The 23,513-nt window shown below is 62.1% G+C and carries 17 protein-coding genes; 8 read left to right on the top strand and 9 right to left on the bottom strand.

Features of this window, described 5'->3' with window-relative positions:
* Nucleotides 1-8: 8 nt before the first annotated feature.
* From fadE29 to ltp2, 4 genes are read left to right on the top strand one after another with little or no spacing between them, the layout of a single operon-like run.
* A complete protein-coding gene (gene fadE29, locus AC5Y5C_RS06830; RefSeq protein ID WP_499970304.1) occupies nucleotides 9-1,172 on the top strand; it encodes an acyl-CoA dehydrogenase FadE29 in 1,164 nt (387 codons plus the stop codon).
* Between the two features lie 29 nt (nucleotides 1,173-1,201).
* Nucleotides 1,202-2,161: a bifunctional MaoC family dehydratase N-terminal/OB-fold nucleic acid binding domain-containing protein gene (locus tag AC5Y5C_RS06835; RefSeq protein WP_499970672.1), complete on the top strand. Its 960-nt coding sequence runs from the start codon at nucleotides 1,202-1,204 to the stop codon at nucleotides 2,159-2,161.
* Nucleotides 2,158-2,559: a MaoC family dehydratase gene (locus AC5Y5C_RS06840; protein WP_499970306.1), complete on the top strand. Its 402-nt coding sequence runs from the start codon at nucleotides 2,158-2,160 to the stop codon at nucleotides 2,557-2,559. Before AC5Y5C_RS06835 ends, AC5Y5C_RS06840 begins: the two co-directional genes overlap by 4 nt.
* Before the next feature lie 2 nt (nucleotides 2,560-2,561).
* Nucleotides 2,562-3,716: a 17-hydroxy-3-oxo-4-pregnene-20-carboxyl-CoA lyase gene (gene ltp2, locus AC5Y5C_RS06845; RefSeq protein WP_499970674.1), complete on the top strand. Its 1,155-nt coding sequence runs from the start codon at nucleotides 2,562-2,564 to the stop codon at nucleotides 3,714-3,716.
* Nucleotides 3,717-3,921: 205 nt separating this feature from the next.
* On the opposite strand, the gene AC5Y5C_RS06850 is transcribed toward ltp2, so the two are convergent.
* From AC5Y5C_RS06850 to kstD, 3 genes are all read right to left on the bottom strand, one after another.
* The gene (locus tag AC5Y5C_RS06850; protein WP_499970308.1) at nucleotides 3,922-4,446 is read right to left on the bottom strand and encodes a hypothetical protein; all 525 of its coding nucleotides are present in this window, start codon (nucleotides 4,444-4,446) and stop codon (nucleotides 3,922-3,924) included.
* A gap of 95 nt (nucleotides 4,447-4,541) precedes the next feature.
* On the bottom strand, nucleotides 4,542-5,408 hold the full coding sequence (gene chsH3, locus AC5Y5C_RS06855) for an enoyl-CoA hydratase ChsH3 (RefSeq protein WP_499970310.1): 867 nt from the start codon (nucleotides 5,406-5,408) through the stop codon (nucleotides 4,542-4,544).
* A gap of 10 nt (nucleotides 5,409-5,418) precedes the next feature.
* Nucleotides 5,419-7,098: a 3-oxosteroid 1-dehydrogenase gene (gene kstD, locus AC5Y5C_RS06860; protein WP_499970312.1), complete on the bottom strand. Its 1,680-nt coding sequence runs from the start codon at nucleotides 7,096-7,098 to the stop codon at nucleotides 5,419-5,421.
* A 97-nt stretch (nucleotides 7,099-7,195) separates the two neighbouring features.
* Here kstD and AC5Y5C_RS06865 point away from each other — a divergent pair, with 97 nt between their 5' ends.
* The 4 genes from AC5Y5C_RS06865 to dmpG are packed head-to-tail and all read left to right on the top strand — an operon-like array spanning nucleotide 7,196 to nucleotide 11,651.
* Nucleotides 7,196-8,845 (top strand): FAD-binding protein, encoded by a 1,650-nt coding sequence (locus AC5Y5C_RS06865; RefSeq protein WP_499970314.1) that lies wholly within the window; start codon nucleotides 7,196-7,198, stop codon nucleotides 8,843-8,845.
* Nucleotides 8,838-9,623, top strand: a complete 786-nt coding sequence (locus AC5Y5C_RS06870) for a 2-keto-4-pentenoate hydratase (protein WP_078331251.1) — start codon at nucleotides 8,838-8,840, stop codon at nucleotides 9,621-9,623. The genes AC5Y5C_RS06865 and AC5Y5C_RS06870 overlap by 8 nt, the downstream gene beginning before the upstream one ends.
* Nucleotides 9,624-9,642: 19 nt before the next feature.
* Entirely contained in the window at nucleotides 9,643-10,572 is a 930-nt protein-coding gene (locus tag AC5Y5C_RS06875; RefSeq protein ID WP_499970317.1) for an acetaldehyde dehydrogenase (acetylating), read from the top strand.
* 2 nt (nucleotides 10,573-10,574) lie between these two features.
* Nucleotides 10,575-11,651 (top strand): 4-hydroxy-2-oxovalerate aldolase, encoded by a 1,077-nt coding sequence (gene dmpG, locus AC5Y5C_RS06880; RefSeq protein WP_499970319.1) that lies wholly within the window; start codon nucleotides 10,575-10,577, stop codon nucleotides 11,649-11,651.
* A 1-nt stretch (nucleotide 11,652) separates the two neighbouring features.
* Here dmpG and AC5Y5C_RS06885 read toward each other — a convergent pair whose 3' ends face one another.
* The 6 genes from AC5Y5C_RS06885 to AC5Y5C_RS06910 all read right to left on the bottom strand — a co-directional run bounded on the left by AC5Y5C_RS06885 (nucleotide 11,653) and on the right by AC5Y5C_RS06910 (nucleotide 22,757).
* Nucleotides 11,653-12,630, bottom strand: a complete 978-nt coding sequence (locus AC5Y5C_RS06885) for a hypothetical protein (RefSeq protein ID WP_499970321.1) — start codon at nucleotides 12,628-12,630, stop codon at nucleotides 11,653-11,655.
* A 74-nt stretch (nucleotides 12,631-12,704) separates the two neighbouring features.
* Nucleotides 12,705-13,364 (bottom strand): hypothetical protein, encoded by a 660-nt coding sequence (locus tag AC5Y5C_RS06890; protein WP_499970323.1) that lies wholly within the window; start codon nucleotides 13,362-13,364, stop codon nucleotides 12,705-12,707.
* A 10-nt stretch (nucleotides 13,365-13,374) separates the two neighbouring features.
* A complete protein-coding gene (locus AC5Y5C_RS06895) occupies nucleotides 13,375-14,112 on the bottom strand; it encodes a hypothetical protein (RefSeq protein WP_499970325.1) in 738 nt (245 codons plus the stop codon).
* A 1-nt stretch (nucleotide 14,113) separates the two neighbouring features.
* Nucleotides 14,114-15,628 (bottom strand): hypothetical protein, encoded by a 1,515-nt coding sequence (locus AC5Y5C_RS06900; RefSeq protein WP_499970327.1) that lies wholly within the window; start codon nucleotides 15,626-15,628, stop codon nucleotides 14,114-14,116.
* Nucleotides 15,629-15,649: 21 nt separating this feature from the next.
* Nucleotides 15,650-16,285 carry a DUF7161 family protein gene (locus AC5Y5C_RS06905; protein ID WP_499970330.1) on the bottom strand — a complete coding sequence of 212 codons (636 nt, stop codon included), beginning with the start codon at nucleotides 16,283-16,285 and terminating at the stop codon, nucleotides 15,650-15,652.
* A complete protein-coding gene (locus tag AC5Y5C_RS06910) occupies nucleotides 16,272-22,757 on the bottom strand; it encodes an alpha/beta hydrolase (RefSeq protein WP_499970334.1) in 6,486 nt (2,161 codons plus the stop codon). The genes AC5Y5C_RS06905 and AC5Y5C_RS06910 overlap by 14 nt, the downstream gene beginning before the upstream one ends.
* Nucleotides 22,758-23,513 lie beyond the last annotated feature (756 nt).

Below are 23,513 nucleotides of genomic sequence, written 5' to 3' on the forward strand. Positions count from 1 at the left end.
AGCCAGTGATGCTGATTGACCTCACGCCGGAACAGGCGAAGTTGCAAAGCGATCTGCGACAGTATTTTTCGAACCTCGTCACCGCCGATGAGACCCGCGAGATGATGGTCGACCGTCACGGCTCGTCCTATGAGGCCGTTGTGCGCCGGATGGGCCAGGACGGCTGGCTCGGTGTCGGATGGCCCAAGGAGTACGGCGGACACGGATTCGGCTCGCTGGAGCAGCAGATCTTCATGAATGAGGTCATGCGCGCCGACGTGCCGATGCCCCTGGTGACGCTGCAGACCGTCGGCCCGACCCTACAGAAGTACGGCACCGAAGAGCAGAAGAAGAAGTTTCTGCCCGGAATCCTGGCCGGTGAAATCCATTTCGCCATTGGGTATACCGAACCGGAGGCCGGCACCGACTTGGCGTCCCTGCGTACCAGCGCAGTACGCGATGGCGACCACTACATCGTCAACGGTCAGAAGATCTTCACCACCGGTGCCCACCAGGCCCAATACATCTGGCTGGCCTGCCGCACCGACCCCGATGCGCCCAAACATAAGGGCATCTCCATTCTGATCGTCGACACCAAGGACCCCGGCTACTCGTGGACGCCGATCATCACCAATGACGGGGCGCACCACACCAACGCCACCTACTACTCCGATGTGCGGGTTCCAGTGGACATGCTGGTGGGCGAGGAGAACCTGGGCTGGAAGCTCATCACCACCCAGCTGAACCACGAACGCGTTTCGCTGGGCCCATCCGGTCGGATCGCGGGCATGTATGACCGCGTCTACGAGTGGGCCGCCAAGCCGGGGCCCGATGGCGTGGCGCCGCTGGCGCATGAGGATGTGCGTCGAGTCCTGGGTGAGATGAAGGCCGTATGGCGGCTCAACGAGCTGCTCAACTGGCAGGTGGCCTCATCGGGCGACGACATCAGCATGGCCGATGCCGCCGCGACGAAAATCCTGGCCACCGAGTGGATTCAGAAGCTCGGCAGGCTCAGTGAGGGCGCCGTGGGCCGCTATGGCGATCCCGCCGACGCGAACACCGCTGAGACATTGGAATGGCTTGATGCACAGACCAAGCGTCACCTGGTGATCACCTTCGGTGGCGGTGTGAACGAGGTGATGCGCGAGATGGTGTCGACGGCAGGACTGGGCACGCCCAGGGTTCCGCGGTGACCAGCGACTTGCGCGAAGAACGGGCAGATATGAGCGTCGTGGACATCCAAGACGGTTTCTCCGAGATCAAGGCTGACGGCCCGAGCGCCCCGCGTGTGGCGCGGGATCCGGTGAACCAGGCCATGATCAACAACTGGGTCGAGGCGATGGGAGATCGTAACCCCATCTACGTCGACGAGGAAGCCGCCCGTAGTGCGGGTCATCCTGGCATCGTCGCGCCGCCGGCGATGGCACAGGTCTGGACCATGGCCGGGTTGTACGGTGAGCGCTCCGGAGACGACCCGTTGGGCCGGGTGATGGAGCTCTTGGATGCGGCGGGCTACGAGTCAGTGGTCGCCACCAACTATGAGCAGATCTATCACCGTTATCTGCAGCTGGGTGAGCAGGTCACCACCACCAATGAAGTGACTGAGGTCTTCGGGCCGAAGCAGACAGCACTCGGTGAGAGCTGGTTCATCAACATCCACGCCGAGTGGCATGTGGGTGATGAGCTTGTCAATGAAATGAACTGGCGCATCATGAAGTTCCGGCCGGGCGCTAAGAAGTCGGCCAACGTACCGGAGGATCTCGATCCGTCGAAACTGATGCGTCCATCGTGGTCGCGGGACAGCGCGTACTTCTGGGAGGGCGTTGCGGAGCACGAGCTGCGGCTGCAGAAGCGCCCCGACGGTTCCTTGCAGCATCCACCGATTCCGGCGGTGTGGCAGGACCACAGGGACCCGGTGGCGCCGTCCGACTATGTCGTGGCCAGCGGCCTCGGCACGGTGTACAGCTACGTGATACACCACGCTCCTCAGGTGCCGGGGCGCACACTGCCTTTCGTGATCGCGCTGGTGGAGCTCGAAGAGGGTGCTCGGATGCTGGGCGAGCTTCGAGGGGTGTCACCCGACGAGGTTCAGATCGGGTTGCCGGTTCAGGTGACGTATTTGGACTTCCCGGCCGAGGGTGAGAATCCGGCGTGGACCCTGTACGCATGGGAGGCTGCGTGACTACCGTTGGCGAGAAGCTGCCCGAACTGAAACTCGAGGGCACTCCGACGTTCATTGTGTCGACCGCACTGGCGACGCGTGACTTTCAGGACGTGCATCACGATCGGGACCTGGCGCAGGCCAAGGGATCCAAGGACATCTTCATCAACATCCTGTCCGACACCGGTCTGGTCGAGCGGTTCGTCACCGACTGGGCCGGACCTTCCGCGCGGGTGAAATCCATATCCCTGCGTCTGGGTGTGCCGTGGTATGCGTACGACACCACGGTGTTCTCGGGCGAGGTGATCGCCGTCGAGGACGGCGTGGTGGAAGTGGATGTGGTGGGTAACAACAGCCTTGGCGCGCATGTCACTGCCAAGGTCAAGCTGGCAATGGGACCTGAAGGGAACACCGAGTGAGCTTGTCGGGTAAGGCCCATATCGCGGGCATCGGTGCCACCGACTTCTCGAAGAAGTCGGGGCGATCGGAGCTGAGGCTGGCGGCCGAGGCAGTGCTCGATGCGCTCGAGGACGCGGGTCTGTCCCCTGGAGAGGTCGACGGCTTGGTCACCTTCACCATGGACTCCAATCTGGAGACCGCGGTCGCTCGTTCGACGGGCATCGGTGAGCTGAAGTTCTTCAGCCAGATCGGTTACGGCGGCGGGGCTGCCGCGGCGACGGTCCAGCAGGCCGCGTTGGCGGTTGCCGCCGGTGTCGCGGAAGTCGTTGTCGCATATCGCGCATTCAACGAGCGCTCGGAGTTCCGGTTTGGTCAGGTGATGACAGGACTGAGCTCGACCGCCGACTCGCGAGGCGTGGAGTACAGCTGGTCGTACCCGCACGGGCTGAGCACCCCCGCTGCCTCGGTGGCGATGATCGCCCGCCGGTACATGCACGAATATGGCGCTACCAGTGCTGATTTCGGCGCGGTGTCGGTGGCGGACCGTAGGCATGCCGCCACCAACCCGAAGGCGTTCTTCTATGGCAAGCCGATCACCATTGAGGACCACCAGAATTCGCGGATGATCGCCGATCCGGTGCGGCTGCTGGATTGCTGCCAGGAGAGCGATGGCGGGGTGGCGATCGTAGTCACCACCCCGGAGCGGGCGAAAGATCTCAAGAACCGGCCGGTGGTCATCGAGGCCGCAGCCCAGGGTTCCAGTGACGACCAGTTCACCATGTACTCGTACTATCGGGACGAGCTCGGGCTGCCCGAGATGGGTCTGGTCGGTCGGCAGCTGTGGGGCCAATCAGGCTTGACTCCCAACGATATTCAGACCGCAATCCTGTATGACCACTTCACCCCGTACACGCTGCTGCAGCTCGAAGAGTTGGGCTTTTGCGGTAAGGGTGAGGCCAAGGATTTCGTCGCCAACGGTGCTATCGAACTGGGCGGCAAGCTGCCGATAAACACGCATGGCGGTCAGCTCGGCGAGGCGTACATCCACGGTATGAACGGCATCGCCGAGGGTGTGCGTCAGCTGCGCGGAACGTCGGTCAACCAGGTGCCGAACGTCGAGCACGTCCTCGTCACCGCCGGCACCGGTGTGCCGACCTCCGGCCTCATTCTGGGGTAGGCCACGCGCATACTTTTCGCCCGTGTTCTGTGGTTACTCTCCAGGACTTGTCGGCCCCGCATTGGACGCCTCAGCCCGCGCGACTGACCTCGCTCATGGGCGGTGTGGAATATGACGGCAATCAGCATGGGTCAAAACCGTCGCCACTGGCTGATCGTGCGTGCCGTCGCGGGGGACTACCCCGATGATGTGGTGCGACGCGGACTCACCCGGGCAGCGTGACCGCTGGTCCATTGGGCGGGTGGGGGTTGCCGTACGCGGCCTGCGCGGGGCCGGGCAGATCGGAGCTGGCCGCTACTTGCGTCAAGGAGCACCGGTTGTCGCCGTACGCAGCGGGGGCGTTCGGGCGGGTGTCATTGGGGATTTCGTCGGGCTTGCCCGCGACGACGAAATATTCGGTGCCAATGTCGAAGCTGCGTCCGCAGGACGGCCCGAAGTTCTCCACCTTGACCGTGGTGGTGGAGCCGACGTCACCCTTGTAGACCTCACGAACAGCAAATTGGTAGATCGTGCGGCCGGTGTCCGGATCGCTGATCAGCTGTGTGTCAGTAGGCGTTCCGACAAAGATCGCTTGTGCATGCCCCAGCCATTCCTTCACGGAGGCGGCGTCCCTACGTACGTCGACGCACGAGCAAGCGCAGGCAACGCCAGGCGACAGCGCGGTGGAGGCGGCGATACCACTGGCTGTGAGCGCGAAAATGGCGGCAGAGGAGCTTATCCATCGAAGCATGAGCAAATTATGCCCCGTGGTATTGGCGAGGGTAACCATATGTAGAGATTTCACACAGGAAATATGCATGTGGTTACTGGCGTTGCGGGAAGTTTCTATGTGTAGGTGAGCTCCACGTCGGCCAGCGCCGGGGCGTCCGGCTGATCGGAGCGATCAGCCACGACTGCAGAGATCAGCAGCTTGCCGCCTTCATTCCAGATGCGGGTCTTGAGCGTCTCGCCCGGGAACACCACACCCGCGAACTTCGCGGCATACGACGTCACCCGCGAGGCATCCCCGTCGAGCGCGGCGTCGACGGCCGCCTTGCACACCACGCCATAGCTACACAGCCCGTGCAGGATCGGACGGGGGAATCCTGCCGCCGCCGCGAAGGCAGGGTCGGAGTGCAGCGGGTTGCGGTCTCCGCAGAGCCGGTACAGCAGCGCCTGCTGCGGAAGAATGTGGGTGGACACCTCGAGGTCCGGCGCGCGCTCGGGGGCCCCGCCGGCAGACGACGGTCCGCGCTCTCCGCCGAAGCCACCCTCGCCCCGCGCGAAGATCGACCGACGGATCGTCCAGAGAGGCCCCTGGTTATCGGAAGTTGTTGTCTCCGTGACAATGACGGCAGCCTTACCCTTGTCCCAGATCTCCACGATCTTGCCCTCGGAGCGGGCGGAGCCCGACGGGGGTAACGGCCGGTGCGCGGTCACCTGCTCGGTGCCGTGCAGGATCTTGGCGAGGTCGATCTCGATACCCGGGAACGACACCTTGGGTGGCTCCACCGCGTGGAAACCGGAAGCTACGGTCGCGAACGTCGGCAAGACCTGCGGGGTCTTGTCTTGCAGGTAGCGCAGTTCGGTCTCGCTCACTGGATCGGAACCCGCTCCGATCGCGAGGTGATACAGCTGCACATCGGACGCGGTCCATGAGAATTCGGCGGGCTCGACGGCGGCGCCCAGGGCGATATCGACGTTGATAGGCATGAGCCCGACCCTACTTTCCGGCGATATCGAGTGCGGCGAGGTAACCCCACGTCATGGCCGGGCCAATGGTCGCGCCCGGACCGGCGTAGGTGTGACCCATCACCGGGGTGCTGACATTGCCTGCGGCGTAGAGACCGTCGATGACGCTGTTGTCATCGCGCAGCACCCGGCCCCGCACGTCGGTGCGTACGCCACCCTTGGTACCCAGGTCGCCAGGTACCATCTTGGCCGCGTAGAAGGGGCCCTTCTTGAGCTCGCCCAGATTTGGATTCGGCTTGTTAGTCGGGTCGCCGTAGTAGCGGTCGTAGGCGCTCTTGCCGCGGCCGAAGTCCTCATCGGTACCGCTGCGAGCGAAGCCGTTGAACCGTTCGACGGTCTGTACCAACGCGTCCACGGGCAAATTGGTCAGTTCTGCTAACCCCTCGATGGTGTCGGCCTTGACGATGACGCCCGACTCGATCCATTTGCTCGGAATCTTTTGCCCCGGCTGCAATCCGGCGAAGATGTATCGGTTGCGGTATTCCTGGTCGAAGAGCAGCCATGCGGGCAGGTTTTCGCCCGGGCCGGGGCCCTGGCCGTACGTGCCGCCATACATGCGATGGGTGGCTTCGACGTAGGGCAGCGACTCGTTCATGAACCGCTTGCCGGACGCGTTGACGATGATGGATCCGGGGGAGTTGCGCTCCGACAGCGCGAACCACGGCCGGCCCACCAGCGGAACCGTTGGGCCCCACCAGGAGTCCTCCATGAACTCCAGTGCAGCGCCCAGCTTTTCGGCCGCCAGGATGCCGTCGCCGGTATTGGCCTTGGCTCCAACGGTCCAATCGGCGGTGATGGGGGCACGCTGGTACTTCACGCGCATCTGCTCGTTGTGTTCGAACCCACCGGAGGCGAGAATGACGCCGCGACGTCCTCTGATAAGGGTGGGCTCGGATGCTTCTGGAGCGCCCGTTTCGCGTACGTAGACGCCCTTGACGGTGCCGTTCTCGATGTAGAGATCAGTCAGCGCGGTATTCAGCTTCACCGGAACACCGGCGTCGCGCAGACCAATACGCAGCGCTGCCGACAGCGCCCGTCCCATGCCGACGAGCTTCTTGCCGGTGCCCTGCGCCCAGAAGGTGCGTACGCCCACGCGCAGGCTGCGCAGCACGCCCCGCGGGTGACGTTTGAGCTGGTTCAACCGCACGTAATCCTGTTGGCGCACCACGACATTCAGCGGAACCTTGCCGTACGGCGGCTCCAGGTGGGGCAGTTCGTCGCCAAGCTTCTTGGCGTCGAACGGCTTGGGCTCCACCGAGCGGCCGGCCGAGCGTCCGCCCGGGGCCTCGGGATAGTAGTCAGAGTAGTTGGGCACCCAGTCGAGCTTCAGCGGCGAGTTCGCTAACACGAACGAAAGCATCTCCGGGCCGCGATCCAGGTAGGTGTCGATCTTCTCGCGGGGGACGACATCGCCGATGATGTTGTAGAGGTACTCGCGGGCTGCCTGGGGTGTGTCGGTCTGGCGGGCCTTCTTGAGCACCTCGTTGTTGGGGATCCAGACGCCGCCACCGGAACGGGCGGTGGATCCGCCGAAGTGGGCGGCCTTTTCGATCAGTACGGTGCTCAGTCCGTTGTGTGCCGCGGTGAGCGCCGCCACCATGCCGGCGCCACCACTTCCGACGACGACGACGTCGTACTCCTGCTCAGTCATGTAGAACACGTTATAGAATTGAGGCGGCCCGGCGCTACCGGCGCTGGCCTGTGGTTTCACCGCCCGGACACTTTGATGTTGCGGTGAAAACAGAAACTTGTTGCTGTTTTGGCTATATCACGTTAAGGGAGGCCCAGTGCCGGGTGATGTCGAGGTGCCCGCGGTGCCTTCCCCAGATGTCGTCATCGTCGGATACGGGGTGGCGGGGGCGTCGGCCGCGCTGGCAGCACTGGAGCGCGGGGCGTCCGTGGTGATCCTGGAGCGATTCGACGGCGGCGGAGCTTCGGCCATTTCAGGGGGCATTTACTACGCCGGCGGCGGCACCAATATCCAGCGCGACGCGGGTGTCGAGGACACCCCGGAGCTGATGCTGGAGTACCTGCAGCTTGAGGTCGGGGACGCGGTGAAGCCCGAGACGCTGCAGAAATTCGTCGACGGCAGCGTCGATACTCTGGATTGGCTGCAAGGTTACGGAGTTCCGTTCGAAGGTTCGCTGGCTCCGTTCAAGACTTCGTACCCCACCAACGACTACTACCTCTACTTTTCCGGCAGTGAATCCTCTGGCATGGCACGTGCCGTCACCACGCCCCGTCAGCGCGGGCATCGGGCGTTCGGTCGGGGCGTGTCCGGCAAGGCGTTGTTTGCACCGTTGGCGGCCTCCGCGGAACGTTTGGGCGCCGACGTGTGGCGGCAGACCCGGGTCACGGGGCTGATCGTCGAAGACGGTCGCGTCGTCGGGGTGCGCGGGGTAACGCTGAAGGATGCGCCGGGCTGGGTCCGCCGGCTGTATTCGCGGCTCACGCACTATGCGACCAAGCCGGGCATCTACTATCCGCCGATGCGAAAGGCGTTGGAGGGGCCCGCCTATGCGTTGGAGCGTCGGTTTGCCTCGCCATTCGAGATCCGCGCCAACGACGGGGTGGTGCTGTCTTCCGGTGGGTTCATCGCCAATCGTGAGCTGGTGGAGCGGTATGCCCCGGCGTACCAGGACGGGTTGCAGCTGGGCACCGCTGGCGACGACGGCACCGCGTTGACGCTCGCGGAACCATTGGATGCCGCCACCGGGCACCTCGGCGAGATCTCGGCATGGCGTTTTATCGTGCCGCCGGCCGCGTTCCTGGGCTCGCTGTTGGTGGATGCGAAGGGCCAGAGGATGGTTGACGAATCGCGATATGGCGCCGCGCTGGGCAAGGCGATTGTGCAGCAGGCCGGCGGGGTTGGATATCTGGTGGCGGACAAGGCGTTGGTGAAGCGGGCCCGGCAGCAGCTGGGTTCGCAGACGCTGTGGTTCCAGCGGGTCCAGGCAGAGGCATTCCTCAACGTGGGACGCAAGAAGGCCGGATCCATCGGAGCGTTGGCGGCCAAGGCGGGTATCGATCCGGAACTGTTGGCGCGCACCGTGTCCGAACATAACCGGGCCATCGCGGACGGCACTCCGGACCCGTTCGGGAAGCCCGACGACATCCGAGTCCCCATTGAGCAGGGACCGTTCTATCTGTTCAACGTGTCCATCAAGACCAACATGTTGAATCCATGTCCCATGCTGACTCTTGGCGGGCTGGTCGTCGACGAGGAGACTGGTGCCGTGCAGACCACATCGGGCGCGGCGATCCCGGGGCTCTATGCCGCCGGGCGCGCGGCGGTGGGTATCTGCTCCAATTCGTATGTGAGCGGATTATCCCTGGCCGACTGCGTCTTCTCCGGGCGTCGGGCCGGGACCGAGACTGGGAGACACGTAGATGCTTAGTTCCGAAGTTCGCGACGCCATCGCCGCTGATCTGGCCGAGGCCGAGCGCACCAGGGTGGCCATCGCGCCGCCCACCGACACCTACCCGGATTTCGGTGTGGTCGACGCCTATGAGATCCAGCTCATGAACATTCGCTCCCGCCTAGCGGACGGAGCCAAGGTCGTGGGGCACAAGGTAGGCCTATCGTCCGAGGCGATGCAGAAGATGATGGGTGTCCACGAGCCGGACTACGGGCACCTGTTGGCCGATATGGAGTTGTTCGAGGATGTCGCGGCCTCGGCGTCCAAGTTCCTCTTCCCGCGGGTCGAGGTGGAGGTCGGATTCATCCTGGCCGCCGACTTACCTGGTGAGGACTGCACCGAGGACGATGTGCTGGCGGCGACGGCGGCGTACGTGCCATCCATCGAGGTGGTGGACAGCCGAATCACTAACTGGCAGATCAAGATCTGTGACACCATCGCGGATAACGCCTCGTCGGCCGGATTTGTCATTGGCAAGCAACGTGTTTCGCCGAAGGATATCGACATCAAGTCGATCGATGCGGTGCTCACCTGCAACGGTGAGAAGCTGGCCGAGGGCAGAAGCGATGCAGTGCTGGGCAATCCGGTGACCTCAGTGGCGTGGCTGGCACGCAAGGTGGCCTCGTTCGGGGTTCGTCTGCGGGCCGGAGATGTAGTGCTGCCGGGTTCGTGCACACGCGCGTTCGATGCGCATCCGGGGGACGAGTTTTTGGCCGAGTTCGCCGGACTTGGTTCGGTCCGTTTGGCTTTTGAATAGGCGAGGTAGAGGAGACATGGTGAACAGGCAGCCTAAAATTCAGGCAGCGATCGTCGGTTCGGGAAACATCAGCACCGATCTGCTGTACAAGTTGCAGCGATCCGAGTGGCTCGAGCCACGATGGATGATCGGCATCGACCCCGAGTCTGAAGGTCTCAAGCGCGCCCGTGGCTTCGGTCTGGAAACCTCGCATGAGGGTGTGGACTGGCTGCTGGCGCAGGACGAGAAGCCCGATCTGGTGTTCGAGGCGACCTCAGCGTACGTGCACAAGGCCGCCGCACCGCGGTACGCGGAGGCCGGGATCCGGGCGATTGACCTGACCCCTGCCGCGGTGGGTCCGGCCGTGGTGCCCCCCGCGAATCTGCGTGCGCACCTCGATGCTCCGAACGTCAACATGATCACTTGCGGCGGCCAGGCAACGATTCCGATTGTTTACGCGGTGAATCGGGCGCTCGTCGCCCAAGGAAGCCAGGTGCCCTACGCGGAAATTGTCGCCTCCGTCGCGTCTGTCTCGGCGGGGCCGGGCACACGCGCCAACATCGACGAGTTCACCAAGACCACATCTAGGGGTGTGGAGGTGATCGGTGGTGCAAAGCGCGGCAAGGCCATCATCATCCTGAACCCGGCAGACCCACCGATGATCATGCGCGACACCATCTTCTGTGCTATTCCGGAGGACGCGGACCGGGATGCGATCGCCGCGTCGATCCATGATGTGGTGAGCCAGGTGCAGCAGTACGTTCCCGGATACCGGTTGCTCAACGAGCCGCAGTTCGATGAGCCGTCGGTGGTCAACGGCGGCAACCACGTCGTCACCACCTTCGTAGAGGTGGAGGGCGCCGGTGACTTCCTGCCGCCGTATGCCGGAAACCTGGACATCATGACCGCGGCCGCGACCAAGGTCGGCGAGGAAATCGCCAAAGAACTTCTATCAGCGAAGGTTTCGTAATCATGGGTACGGACACCAGCACTCAGCTTTTGGGCACCGACGGCATCTTCTTCGACGCCGCCTGGGACGTTCGGATCACCGACACGTCGCTGCGTGACGGCTCGCACCACAAGCGGCACCAGTTCACCGCCGATGAGGTGCGGGCGATCGTCGCAGCCCTCGACGGTGCCGGGGTGCCAGTCATCGAGGTGACGCACGGTGACGGTCTGGGTGGATCGTCGTTCAACTACGGGTTCTCTAAAACCCCTGAACAGGAACTGATCAAGCTCGCCGCGGAAACCGCGACGAATGCCAAGATTGCCTTCCTGATGCTGCCGGGTGTAGGCACCAAGGAAGACATCATCGAGGCGCAGGGTAACGGTGGATCCATCTGCCGCATCGCGACCCACTGCACCGAAGCCGATGTGTCTCTTCAGCACTTTGGGCTGGCGCGCGAGCGAGGGCTGGAAACCGTTGGCTTCTTGATGATGTCGCACACCATCTCGCCGGAGAAGCTGGCCAAGCAGGCCCGGATCATGGCCGACGCCGGATGCCAGTGCGTGTATGTGGTCGACTCCGCAGGCGCGCTGGTTCTCGACGGCGTGGCGGACCGTGTTGCCGCGGTCGTAGCTGAACTCGGTAACGACGCGCAAGTTGGTTTTCATGGGCATGAGAACCTGGGGCTCGGTGTTGCCAACTCGATCGAGGCGGTGCGCGCCGGTGCCAAGCAGATCGATGGCAGTACAAGGCGTTTCGGTGCCGGCGCGGGCAATGCTCCGGTCGAGGCACTGATCGGCGTCTTCGACAAGATCGGTGTGAAGACGGGTATTGACTTCTTCGATATCGCCGACGCTGCTGAAGAGGTTGTGGCGCCCGCGATGCCGGCCGAATGCCTGCTGGACCGCAACGCGCTGATCATGGGCTACAGCGGGGTGTACTCCAGTTTCCTCAAGCACGCCATCCGGCAGGGGGAGCGGTACGGGGTGCCCGCGCACCAGCTGCTACACCGGGCTGGTCAGCGCAAGCTCATTGGTGGGCAGGAGGATCAGCTCATCGACATCGCGCTGGAGATCCAGCGGGAAAACGCGGCGAAGGGGTAGGTCAGCGGGCTCGGTAGCCGTCGCTTGCGATTGTCAGGACGAACTGGCCGGGGGCTTCAAGGTCATTGATGTACGCGCGCAGGCCGTTGAAAATATTGAAAGTGATCAACGGGGAGCGGCCTCGGTGCCCGGGCCGAGGTTCGCGGGACGCGCCGTTGAGTGGGGCAGATAGGGCCGTGTGAGGAAGTGCGCGCCGTCCGACCTCGGCCTCGGTGACGGCGAGATTGACAGGCGCCGTGATCACGTATGTCTCATAACCTTTGACGGTGGGCTCCTGCCAGTCCAAGTGCCAACCGGAAGTGGTATCGCCGATCCGGCAACCCAGGTACTCGCTCCAACGATCTATTGCTGCAAGGGTGTACTCGGCGACGCTAAGAACCTCCTTGCGGGAGAGTTCCGTCCGCCGCGGCTCGTCGGGATAGATGAGCGGTTCGCGTTCATCCGCCGGATTCAGCGGCCAGTGGCTGACATAGCGGCCGGGGTACGTGCCGACATTGCGATAGCGGCCGAAGTAGCGCGGCGATACGACGCGGAGGGTGTCGTATGGATCCGCTTGATTGAGGCGTTCGATTCTGGAGCGAAATCCGTAAGGCCCAGGTGCCCAGTTCATGGTGGTCGCATCGCCAACATCGGAAATCGGATACCGACTGTAGATAGGTGACAGGATGGTGCCTTCTAAGCGGAACCGGTTGACGCTGTCTCGGGGCATCCTTACGGAACTCGTTACATAGAAGCCGTTCTTGTCGCCATAGGCGTCGAACGCCCGCTGATGTCCGCCGCCCAGCGCGGTCTGGGCCTGATCCAGGCGCAGGAAGGTCTCAGTCGGTCTGGTCCCTTCGCGCGACAGTGCTTCCATGATTTCGCGCGTGAGCTGCACACCGAACGCGGTGGCGGAATTCGCCTGGCGCCAAGTGAGCCAATGCCGGGATGACACCTCACCCGCGGCGCAGCCCGGTAAGTCGACAACCGGGATGGGCACCGGACGCTTAGGTGGAAGGTTACGGGTCTGGGCCCACAGCCATTCACCAAAGCCGAATTGGCCCCATGGCTTGCTCATGCGGTGACCGTCACATCGGGGCGGTAGTGCCGCAACCATGTGCCGATAGTGCCACGCGTCCAATCATTTTCGAACTCGTTAGGGAAGATGACGGCTTGGACTGCTTGGAATGTCTGTCCCTTGCGTAGTTTCGAGCCGGAGTTACGGTCGTGGGCTTTGAGGATTGCGTGCGGGGCACCAGGGAGGGGACTTAATGTGCCCTCGCCAATGATGCCCGCCACGAATGCGGTGCTTGCGGTGGATACGGCTGCGTTGGCCATGGCATTGAGGGGCCCGCCGATGAATCGCATCGTGCCCGAGGACAAAGCCGAGTTGTGCGTTTCAATTCGGGCGACTGCGCTCCAGGGGATCTCGATAGCAACTGCGTTGTCGAGGCGCTGCAACCCGCTGGGAGACAGTATGAGACGCGTCTGCGTGCCGTACTGGCCCGTGAGTTGGGCATGCTTGCGGGTATACATCAGATATGGCACGGCAACCGCTGCGATAAATCCGCCGATGAAGGAGATGGCAGCGACAGTCGGGAACATCAGGCCGAGTGTCACCGCCACTACGAGCCACGACACAACACCGGCCATGATCAACAAGGGGATTCCTCGCTTGAGCACCTCAGTGGGCTCAAGGATGCACCGAAGTTCTACCGGTTGATCAAAGTTCATTGGCGTTTTCCTACTTCACAAGACCAAGGTCAGATCGTGTGACGACCGCCCAGTCGTCGTTATCGTTGATGAGCTGCACGCCGGAGAGGGCCGGAGTTTCAGCGACCATGCCTACGATGGCGTCCCAGCTCATCCCGCCATACGCGTATCCCGTGCGGATCCTGTTGGTGTAAGCCTGCACAAGTCCGTCGACACCGCCGGCCGATGAGGTGATGAGTGTGGGTTGTTCGGATTCTGATGATGGCGGTGTCAATCGCACGAAAAGTTCCCTGTCATTCAACCGTCGCTGTAGCGCCGAGAACCACTCTGCCCGTGGGTGATCCGCTGATTCGGCGATCAGCGATTCGATTGTGTCGGCGGGTTTGTTCATGCTCGGCAGAAGGTCCAAGATGGCGGCGATCTGGCCCTTTCGGATCGGTACCCGACTGCCCTGGATGTTCTTGACGATCAGCCACTCGACGGGCGGTATTTTCGACGCCAGATCCAGGACAGTTCGCCATGGTGCGCCAGCGAATTGTTTCCACAGCTCGGGATGCGTTTTCGAGGGGTATGCCACCAATGCGTACGTTCCGTCAGCCATCTCCAGTAGCGGGGTATTGATCTGCTCTTCCCCATCAACGTCCTTGATATCAACGGAATAGAAGAGCTCGTGATCGTCGAGGGCGAGGAACAGCTCACTGGCCAACTGCTGGTCCTGGGTTGTGGCTGCACGCGTGATGAGTTCCTCGATGCCGTTCGCTGGACTCATCTCAGTTCACTCCCCTCACGCGCTGCGCGAACCTGCTCGCGAATACGTACGCCGTCTCCGATGGGGGCGCCGAGGTGGATGCTTGATCGACTATGCCGTCATCGGCGACCAGGAAAACCATTCGTCCGATGGCGATTTGGCCGTCGGCTACCGGAGTGAACACCTGCCATCCCATATCCAGCCGGTCGGCAACGAGGCGGTCCAGCGGGTAGTTGGTGGTATTGATCTGGTTGATCCGGCAGAAGTTGACGACAAGCTCCTTGGCCGTGCTCTGGTCGATCGGGGGGTAGTACGGAAGGAGCACATCGGTGGCATCGAGCTGTGCGAGCGCCTCCGCGATGTCGAATGATCCGGGCACACCGTCCAGGAACAGCCGCGTGAGGTGACTTTCGGAGGCGATGCGTGCCGCGGCGGCGCGCACGAGATCGATTGCGGCGTAATGATTCCTGTCGGAAGGCTCGACGCCGATGCGCCGCAGGATGCTCTTAATCAGGTTGGCGGTGGTTTCGGTCGTCCACACGCCCGGGACACCGCGGGCAATCTCATCGGTTGGCTTCCAAGGGGTTTCGCTCTGGGTGAGCGGACGAGCCTCCGGCAGATCAGAGCGGTACCAATGTTGTCCGTCCCACCAGTAGCAGAACGACAGCAGGCCGTTGGCGGTACGGGGGTCCAGGTAGAGGTTGTGCACCCAAGATGGCGCGTTCCGATACAGGTCCGGCCAAGCGATGGCGCCCTTGTATGCAGCAGAGAGGAGTTGAGAGTCATTGCTGCCGCCGGACAGAACACCCCGGTTGCCGGGCAGGCGCGAGAGTGTGCAGCCGCCGTTGTCACCCAGATACAGCTGAAAGGCAGGATCGGCGCGAGGACCAACCGGGGCGTCGGAGCCACGGCAGAGGGCGGATAGCACGGCAACGCGCGCCCATATTTTGGCGAAAGAAGGGATTTCGTCATCGGATTGGCGGGCATCGCTGACGGCTATGGCGCGGGCCCTGGCCTGGGCGGCGGTGCGCATCTGTTGGCCTTCGTTGCCCATGTAGGCGAGCAGCCACAGCGGTGCGTCTGGACGCGGAAATTCCTCGAAGTCACGCAGATATGCCTCGGGGGGCAGGCGTAGCTCGACGGGAATTTCGTTGTCACCGTAGTCGAATGCGACCTGGAGGGCGCCGGAACTGTCGCAGTCAAACATCAGGCGAAGCCAGGGACCGCGTTCGGTGATGCTGATCAGGCGATGGGTGCGGATCGGGTCGATGACATCTGAAGTGATGGGCATCCGTACAGCGCCGTCAGGTGTCGTGACGACAATACTCGCGATCTCTTGGCCACCGGCGAAGCTGAATGCGCCATGCAGACTTTCCCACCCTGCGGGCGCGGCTTGAGCGATCGACTGAACGACCTGCTCGACGAGAGCTTTGGGATCTTGGCCCGAGGGCGCTGGTTCGACGTCGACGCTGATACCCGCCTTGGTCAAGGAGTCGGCTGCGTAGCGGGTCGGATCGAACTGTTGGGGCTCGGTCATCGGCCACTCTTCCTCGTTTTGTCATTCCGCATGGACAGCCAATTGGTCGAATCTGACGAATGCGTATTTGGGTGTCCCAGGAACAAAAACTCGCAAAGTAAGGGTTGGGTTCGGTTCGTCATCGAGAACAACTACCTCAGTAGCGCCTGCTGGTAGATCGGCTGGCCAGCCCGCGTCGTCCGTTGGCTCGTGGGTGAGCAGCTTCGCGGTCCGGGCCCTAAGGCCCGTCTGATCGACGAGTACTTGTTGCCAAGGCTCAGTGCGATCCAGTTTACCGTCGCCGAATAGTTGAAACGCGCGGTCGGCGAGATCCGACTGATTCTCGGGCGTCATGTCCCAAGCCTCGGCATCCAGATCGTAGAACAGGTGGAGGGTCCCGTTTGCGGAATTCCTCTCGACAGTCACGGCTGCGGCATTCCAAAGGTTATCGACAGGCAGCCCCTCTTCTTTCCGAAGCTCTTCGACGATGCCCGTAATTGATCCGTGACAAGTGGTAGAGCCGGAATACCAATTCCGATTGGAAAAACGGAACCCGGACGAGCTTACAACCCTATCTCCGACATGCAAGAAGAATGCATATCGGTCCCACGGTTTTTCATTTAGTCGGGGATCTGACTGCAGGAGTTCGACTATCCTGTCTATATCAGTTTGACTCATCCTGAATTCCATCCCTGTCGAGTTCGATAGGTTTCTTTAACTTCTTGATTATCTGGTCCACAGTGAGGCGTTTAAATTTCTGGCCACCAGTATTATCGAACTTCTTCTGATTGAAGTAAATTTCAGTATCAGTACCCGCCTTGTTGACGGCATACTCCACTGAGACCGTATCAGGCCGCTCCGACGGTGGATTCAGGTCGATGCGCGCGTATACCTCGCCGCCTTGCTGGATGAAAGCGGCCCATTCGTTCTCCATGGTCTTAAAAGCGCCACGGTTGAAGTTGGCATCCTGCGGGAACAGATTTGCGAACTCTTGATCGAGGGTGAAACGAAATGCGGACATATGGCCGGCATCGTCTCCGTCATGGCCTGAACTAACTTCTCCCTGTGCACGCGTTTCGCTGGTGGGCCTCTCAGGCACAGGATCAAAAGTCTGTCGGTGTAGAAAGTCCACCCGAGCAGGATGGCCGTCCACGAGAGTGAATACCGCGGTGTTTCGTCCTACCGTGACTTCGATTTCTCTGACCTGGGAGGTGGGGAAATCTCTGTGGGCACCGCGCTCAAAATCACGCTCGATTCGTGTGCGGTGCACGTGTGTCGTGTCGGGGTGGTTCATGATGTCAGCCTTGGCAACCCCAGGCTCACCTAGATGCGAGTCCCATGCATAGTGGCGCTCTGTGACTCCTGGCCGTACGTCACGGGTCGTATGTGGCTCACCTGGACCATTGTCGAGCATGTAACGCTTGGGTGTCTTCTGTCTGTCGCTTGACTCGTCAGAGTCGGCGTTTACGTCATCGTGGGTTTCATCGCGATGGTCACTGCTTGAACGCTCAGGTTCACCTCGTGGGGGATGTGCATGATCCCGCGTGGAGTTGCTGGATGGGCTGCCCTCTCGAATTTGGGGTAGTTGTCCCGGGTTCTCCGGGTCGATCCCCAATCCCTCGTTGACGCTCTTCCGGCTAGAGGTGGACTTTTCGACTATCCGCTCGAACAGATCGCGGCCTTCGCGTCCTTCCGCTGCATACCGCCGGACGACGTCGTCCCAGGAATGGTTGGGGTTTTCTCGGTTTAGCTTCGCCGCTCCATCGCGGTCAGCCATCAATTCGCGTGCCCACGTGCGTAGCTCGTTACGCATGCGGGCCATCGCGCGAGCGCGACTTTCCGGGTCTACGCCTCGCGCGACCATGTCGTCGTGTAACGCGCGCATTCGTTGCTCGCCATTGAGGTACACGGTGCGGGTCTCGTGTCCGGATAGAGACCCCGGATGGTATCCAGGCAGTTCCAATTGATTTGAGATGTGATCGGAGGGATAGACAGCTTCGTCGAGGTGTGACTGTTCCTGCTGTTCGGTGATGTCATCTTCTCGAGCCGGACGTGGTTCGGGACCCTCGTGAGTCTCGTTGGGCTGAGACCATAGAGGTCCGGCCTCGTCGCTGGACACGAGTGGCGTCGTTTCCTGACCGTTCCCAAATTCGGCGGGGCGATCGCCGATCATCTCCGTCGGACGGTTCAGGTCGATATCGGCGGGGCGAGCCTGACTGATGTCAGCCGGTCTGTCAGCATCGAGATCGACCAGCCTGTTTCGGTCAATGTCGGTTGTTTGGGTGTGATCGATTTCCGGCGGTACCTCGTGAATATCGTTTGTTCCCTCGGTGACCTGAGCCAGGTTCGGGTAGTCAATCTCCGGTGTATTCCGTAGACCGGTGTCAGGGATCTCATCGGTCTTCGGATAGGTGATCTCAGGTGAGTCCGTCTTGCCGATGTGGGGTATCTCGTCGCCGCTGTCCGGGTATTTGACGGTCAGCGGATTGTCTTGTCCGACATTGGCTATTTCGTCGGACCTAGGGTAATGGAAACCGTCCTCGGGTGTCCGGCCGCGTTCCGTTTCGAGCGCGGTCTGGCCGATGCGCTGATGGTCGGTCGAGCGCTCGGCGTGGGCCGCGAACTCGTGCGGATTCATCGGGTGGGTCGGGGTGCCGTCTTCGTGGAACGTCGCGATGTCTGCGTGCGTGACGCGGTCGAGATCCCTTGGTGGCCATAGGTGTGTGCCACCTGTCTGGCGATCGACCACGAGCGGGCGCGCGGGGTCATCCGGGTTCGGTTTGACGAGAAAGGTGTGCGCACCCGGGTGTCCCTCGGACAGGCCCGCGCGGTCGTAGGTATGCACCACGACAACCTGCTCGCCGCGCTGTGTGGCCGCGATGATGTCCTCGGTAGTGCCCTCGCGCAGGTGTGTGCCTAGCGCCGCCTCGAACGCTCCGCGCGTGGCACCTTCTGGCCCCACGTCACCCAGCGCGTCTCGCCAGACATGTGAACCGCCAAGATCCTGAAGCACCGACGGAACACATTGTCCCGGGCCGGGATAGCCAGTGGGTGGATCTGCGTTGCGATACGTTGCGGCATCGTGACTCGGGCCCACACGGCCACGCTGGTCCGGACCTATCGGAGTAGCAGTGCGTGGATCCGGCGACTCCAGTGTCAGCCGATGCGTATCCCCGGTCGAGATATGGACGAAGTTGGCAAGCGATTCGGTGGGGCGCGCATGTGGATCGATGGAGAGCCGCGTATTTTGGCCGTCGGCCTCAAAGTGCTCGGTGCTGAAGTAGTTCACATGCGCGCTGATGAGCTTGCTTGTGTGCTGTGGCGAGACGTACTCGGCCGCGATACGAGTCGCGCCAAACTCACGCATCGCAGGATCGAGACCAAGTCCGCCCAGATGCAGCCGCCCCGATATCCGGTTGAAGTGCCCATCCTGGCTGCCGCCCACCCAGGTGACCAAGTCGTGGCTGTTTGAGGCGACATAGACGTTTTCGGGGCCGATCCCGAAATCGCTGGCGTGGTGCAGCGGGCCAGCACCTGGAGAACCAAGCAGAATGACGGTGTCGACGTAGTTAGCGAGGCGGCCGTGTTGCCCCGCGAAGGCTGTCGTGGTCGACCCGTAGGAGTGTCCGAACATGTTGATTCGAGTGTCAGCGCCGACGGTCCCCGCTAGCGCCGCGACATCGTGTGCGAGTCGGTACCCGCCCAGCCTTGCGAGAGTCGTGCTCGGGGTGCGGGCCATCCCTAGCCCCGACGGGGCGTCGTAACCGATCCATGCGATGACTGCATTTGGTTGACCGGGTTGCTGCTCGTTGGAGCGGATGTAGTGATTCTCCGCATTGATGATGTTGCCATCGATGCTGCGGATTGTGGACGTGATACCTGGCGTGTGCACCGATACCACCCGCGCCGCGTCCAGGTCTCCGACGGCGACTGCAATCCGCCCGTCGCCGCCAAATGCCTTGGGATCGTACGCAAGTAGCTGACGTGTAGGCGTCGTTGCAGTGTCTGGCACTCCATACGTTGCGCGCCAGGTTGCATCGACATTCTTGTACGGCGCCATCTCGTTGTCGAAAAGTGCCGCCAGGCGGTTGAGAGCGCTCGGCTTGTCGTGAGTCGGATCGAAGTGGTCCGGTTTGGGGTGCTCGTTTGGGCTGGCGAGGTGATCGTCCATCGCGTTGGCGTATTCGCGAATTTGGTCTTCGAGCTTGGGGTGACGACTGACCATGTCTTCAACGAGGTTGTGGCGGTTGAGAGTGTCTCGGACATGGGCCGGAAGTCCGTCCAGATCGCCGAGCTTAGATTGGTGGCCCGGCTGAGTCTCATGGTCGATAAGTGACCTCTGCTCATCGGGAGTCAGCGCGTCCCACTTCTCGCGAACAGCCTGGGCCTGGTCGTGTGCATTACGGGTGTCGTCGGCAGTGGCACCCTCATGCTGCCTAGTGCGATGCTCTTCCAGCGAGTCGATGGTGTGTTCCTCGCTGGCCTTGTGTGACGATTCTGATGAGTGCTGCGGTGACCGGGTGGTCTGGTCGCCGTCCCCGTGTCGACCGCCAGTCGAGTCTGTATCCGGCCCTCTGTAATAGGTAGTTTCCCCGGTCGTCTTGTCGCCGATCCTGGTGGTGTCGTACAGCTTGTGCCGGCCTGGCGCGTCACCTCCGTCGGGTGTTACAGCGGCTTCGACGCATGCGGCCCAATCGACCGGGCCCATGCCTTCGCTAAGGATGTCGCGGAGGTTGGTGGCGCTGTCCACAGTGTGTGGCGTTCCCTGCGTATCCAGACCGTGCGGCGCATGCAGGGTGTAGTTGGGCATCACCTCACCTTCCGTATAGGTCCGGGAATAGACCCCAGATACATCTTGGCCGGTCTCGATGCGGTTGCCGAGCCCGTCCGTGATCCGTGCTCCGTGCTCTGCGTACACGGTGACCGAAGTGCCATTGGGGACGGTCACCGTCCCGTTCTCCGGGTTGTATGTGCCGTGCCCGCTGAGCTTGACTCGTCCGTCATCCGCGCGGGCATCGTCGTTGACTTGAGTGTTCTTATCGGTGCTGCCCGGGTCCGATGATCGTGTGTGGTCACCCCGCTCCGGGGTGGACCGTTCGGGGCTTACTGGCTCACGGCTCGTGGGGGTGTCGGATTGGTTCTGGCTGCTATCCGAGCGAACTTGTTGCGGTGCATCCGTTCTGGTCTGTGGTACAACCGGACCAGCCTTGTCGTTCGCGGTCCCGGTTGGCTGCGTACGCGTCGATTCCGGGCCCGATGTGACCTGTTGTCCCGTAGGCGCGGATTCGGGAGCTTTGGCAGGCGTGACGGCACTATCTGCACGATGTGTGGTTGGCGCCCCGGAGGCCTGCGAGCCAGGAGTCGCGGTATGGGCAGGAGCCGATGTGCTGGAGGGTGATTGGGTCGTGGAGGTGGTGCTCGTCTGGGTTGTCGTCGTAGCCGAGGGGTGAGTCGTACTCGGGCTCATGGCGGATGGCTGAGTTCCGGCAGGACCAGCAGCAGCGGGCTGGGTGCCGGCAGGCTGCTGTGATGCGGCTTGCTGACCCTGATGCTGCTGAACTGGCCCGGAGTCCGTGGTTGTTGCCGGATTTTGTTGTATACCTTCGGTATTCGTCAGGGTATGAGACTGAGATGAACTCTCTGCACCCGACGGTCCGGGCTGCTGCGTGTCGACGCCAGTCGGGGTGTGTGGCGCTACCTCGGTAGTGCCGTGCAGTGTCGTCGTGGAGTCGCTGGCATTAGCATGGCTAGGTACGGCCGAGTCATTCACAGCTGCTGCGGGATTCGGGTGTGACGGGGTAGATCCGTTAGTGGTGCCGGCTTGGCTGCCGTTGGCTTCATGCGGTTGCGGGCCGGTCTGCTGTGTACCGTGTTGTGTTGTGCTGTGCTCGCCACCGCTTTGTTGGTGGGTAGGGGACCCGGATTCCGTTGTGTTCGAGGTACTTCCGCTGTGTGAGGGAGAGCCGTTCTGTCCGGAGTTCGACTGTGATCCGTTGTGGCTGTTGTTGTTTGCGCTGGATTCGCTGCTGCTATTGCCGCCGTGGTCGGTGGTACCCGTACCTCCATTATGTCCCGAGTTCCCGGTGTCGCTTGTGCTGGCGGCGTGAGTGCCGAGGCCACCATGCACGCCGCCAGACAACGCGCCAGAGCTGGCTCCGCCGAAGATGGAGAGAGCGGTGAACTGCGTGTCGCGGTTTCCGGCCCAGAGTGCACCGGTTCCTGCGAGGTTCCCGACCACTCCGGCGGAATATCCGGTTACCGCTCCCGAGGTAAATCGGCCAGCGGCGGTGTTGTTGATCTGCCCTAGCGGTGCGTTCTTCAGCAGCTTGCCCGCACCAAACGCCGTCGCCTGGCCGCCGAGCGCACCTGCTGCGGAAGATATTGCGGTGTCGCGGATTTGGCCGGTATTGAACTTTTCCCGCATGCCGTCATTGATTTGGTATGCCTGAATGCCCACCTCTTGTCCGACGCCGATCGCGGTTTCGAACGCGACGTTGGCGGCGACCCGGCTAGCGCCGAGAGCGATCTTCTGGGCAGTGCTGCGAGCTGCTTGTCGTGCCACACGCTCCGCGGCCTTCTTGGCGGCCTGCTTTGCGACTGTCTCTCCGAATTCCTTGACGAGTTGTTTAATCGCGGTTCGAGCGCCGGCTTCGGCAAGTTTCTCGACGATCTGTCGCAGAAGTTGTGACATCGCCTGGCGCACAGCCGTAGTGGTTAGCGCCTCGATAATAGGGATAGTGCCGAGTGACCCACCGAAAGTTGCCCAGGCTGAGGCCAGAGCAAAGGCGATCTCGACAGCTGCGATCCCAAGCGAGGTCAGGATCATCAGTTTCGTGTACTGAACTTGCATGGCGTGCGCGTCGCTGAGATCGGCGAGCCCGTCCATAGCCTCAGAAAGTTTGTCGAGTGCGTAGTCGCCTTCGAACCAGTCTTTGAAGACCTTATCGACTGCGTCGGCGGACTCTCCGGAGAACGATGCTCGGATCTCTTCCTTGATTCGATTCAGTTCTGGGACAAGATCTTTGAGTTCACCAGACGATGTCCGCCAGCCCGAGCCCAGACGCTTCATGGCATCTTCGTCGCCCTCCGGCCATTCCTCTCCAACAAGATAGGCAACCCATTGGAGCGAACCGGGGATCGTGATAGTCATACGCTGCGACCGACCTGCGTGGAATCGTCTGCCGACTCTGAGGAGGGGGATGCTTCGTTGGAGGTGTTGTGCTGCTGAGGCTGTCGATCATGTTCAATACCAGCCGCGTGTTCTGGGTTGTTGGAGAGTGCGGCCGCCGACACGGGGCGACCTGGCTGCTGTCCGGCCGGCCTAGTGCTGAGTGCCGCCGCTGAGTTGGGCTGGAATGAACCTTGAGTGCCTGAGGTTGCGGCCGAAGTAGCTGATTTAGCAGAGTGCTTGGGTGGTTTGGCGAGGCTCGGTGGCGGTGTTCCCGATGATGCCGGGGGAGTCGACCTCGGTGATCCGCCCGAAGATGGTGCACCAGACTGCCCGACACCTTGGTTGGGTTGCTGTGTGGGCTGAGGGGGTGATGACTGAGAGTTAGACGCTGCGACGGGCGTATCTGACCGTTCGCTTAGCGGGCTTACTGCAGCAGTTGCTTGGCCTGAAGCAGTTTGGCCTGCTGGCGTGATTGTCGGACCTACAGGGCCGTCGCCCCAGGAGGGTCCGGGTAAAGCAGGCTGCGAGCTCGCTGGCTGCCCAGACGAACTCGCGGGCTGGGCAGTCGCTTGCTGTTGGCCTGACGGAGATGAAGACTGGCCAGAGCTGTGGGTTGCGAAGGCCGAGTCAGCCTGCGAATTGGGCTGCTGCGGCTGATTCGACGGCGGATCGTTCGGTTGATCGGTCTTCGTCTTGTTGGGATTCGACGTGGTTCGTGATGGCGCTGAACCGGGG

It is taken from the genome of Mycobacterium sp. NGS15, from assembly GCF_059813245.1.

What these genes read in the sequence shown, in the direction of transcription:
- AC5Y5C_RS06905 (WP_499970330.1), bottom strand. Translation starts at nt 16,285, where the DNA reads ATGAGTCAAACTGATATAGACAGGATAGTCGAACTCCTGCAGTCAGAT.
- AC5Y5C_RS06870 (WP_078331251.1), top strand. Translation starts at nt 8,838, where the DNA reads ATGCTTAGTTCCGAAGTTCGCGACGCCATCGCCGCTGATCTGGCCGAG.
- kstD (WP_499970312.1), bottom strand. Translation starts at nt 7,098, where the DNA reads ATGACTGAGCAGGAGTACGACGTCGTCGTCGTCGGAAGTGGTGGCGCC.
- AC5Y5C_RS06835 (WP_499970672.1), top strand. Translation starts at nt 1,202, where the DNA reads ATGAGCGTCGTGGACATCCAAGACGGTTTCTCCGAGATCAAGGCTGAC.
- AC5Y5C_RS06895 (WP_499970325.1), bottom strand. Translation starts at nt 14,112, where the DNA reads ATGAGTCCAGCGAACGGCATCGAGGAACTCATCACGCGTGCAGCCACA.
- AC5Y5C_RS06900 (WP_499970327.1), bottom strand. Translation starts at nt 15,628, where the DNA reads ATGACCGAGCCCCAACAGTTCGATCCGACCCGCTACGCAGCCGACTCC.
- dmpG (WP_499970319.1), top strand. Translation starts at nt 10,575, where the DNA reads ATGGGTACGGACACCAGCACTCAGCTTTTGGGCACCGACGGCATCTTC.
- AC5Y5C_RS06850 (WP_499970308.1), bottom strand. Translation starts at nt 4,446, where the DNA reads ATGCTTCGATGGATAAGCTCCTCTGCCGCCATTTTCGCGCTCACAGCC.
- AC5Y5C_RS06890 (WP_499970323.1), bottom strand. Translation starts at nt 13,364, where the DNA reads ATGAACTTTGATCAACCGGTAGAACTTCGGTGCATCCTTGAGCCCACT.
- chsH3 (WP_499970310.1), bottom strand. Translation starts at nt 5,408, where the DNA reads ATGCCTATCAACGTCGATATCGCCCTGGGCGCCGCCGTCGAGCCCGCC.
- fadE29 (WP_499970304.1), top strand. Translation starts at nt 9, where the DNA reads ATGCTGATTGACCTCACGCCGGAACAGGCGAAGTTGCAAAGCGATCTG.
- AC5Y5C_RS06910 (WP_499970334.1), bottom strand. Translation starts at nt 22,757, where the DNA reads ATGACTATCACGATCCCCGGTTCGCTCCAATGGGTTGCCTATCTTGTT.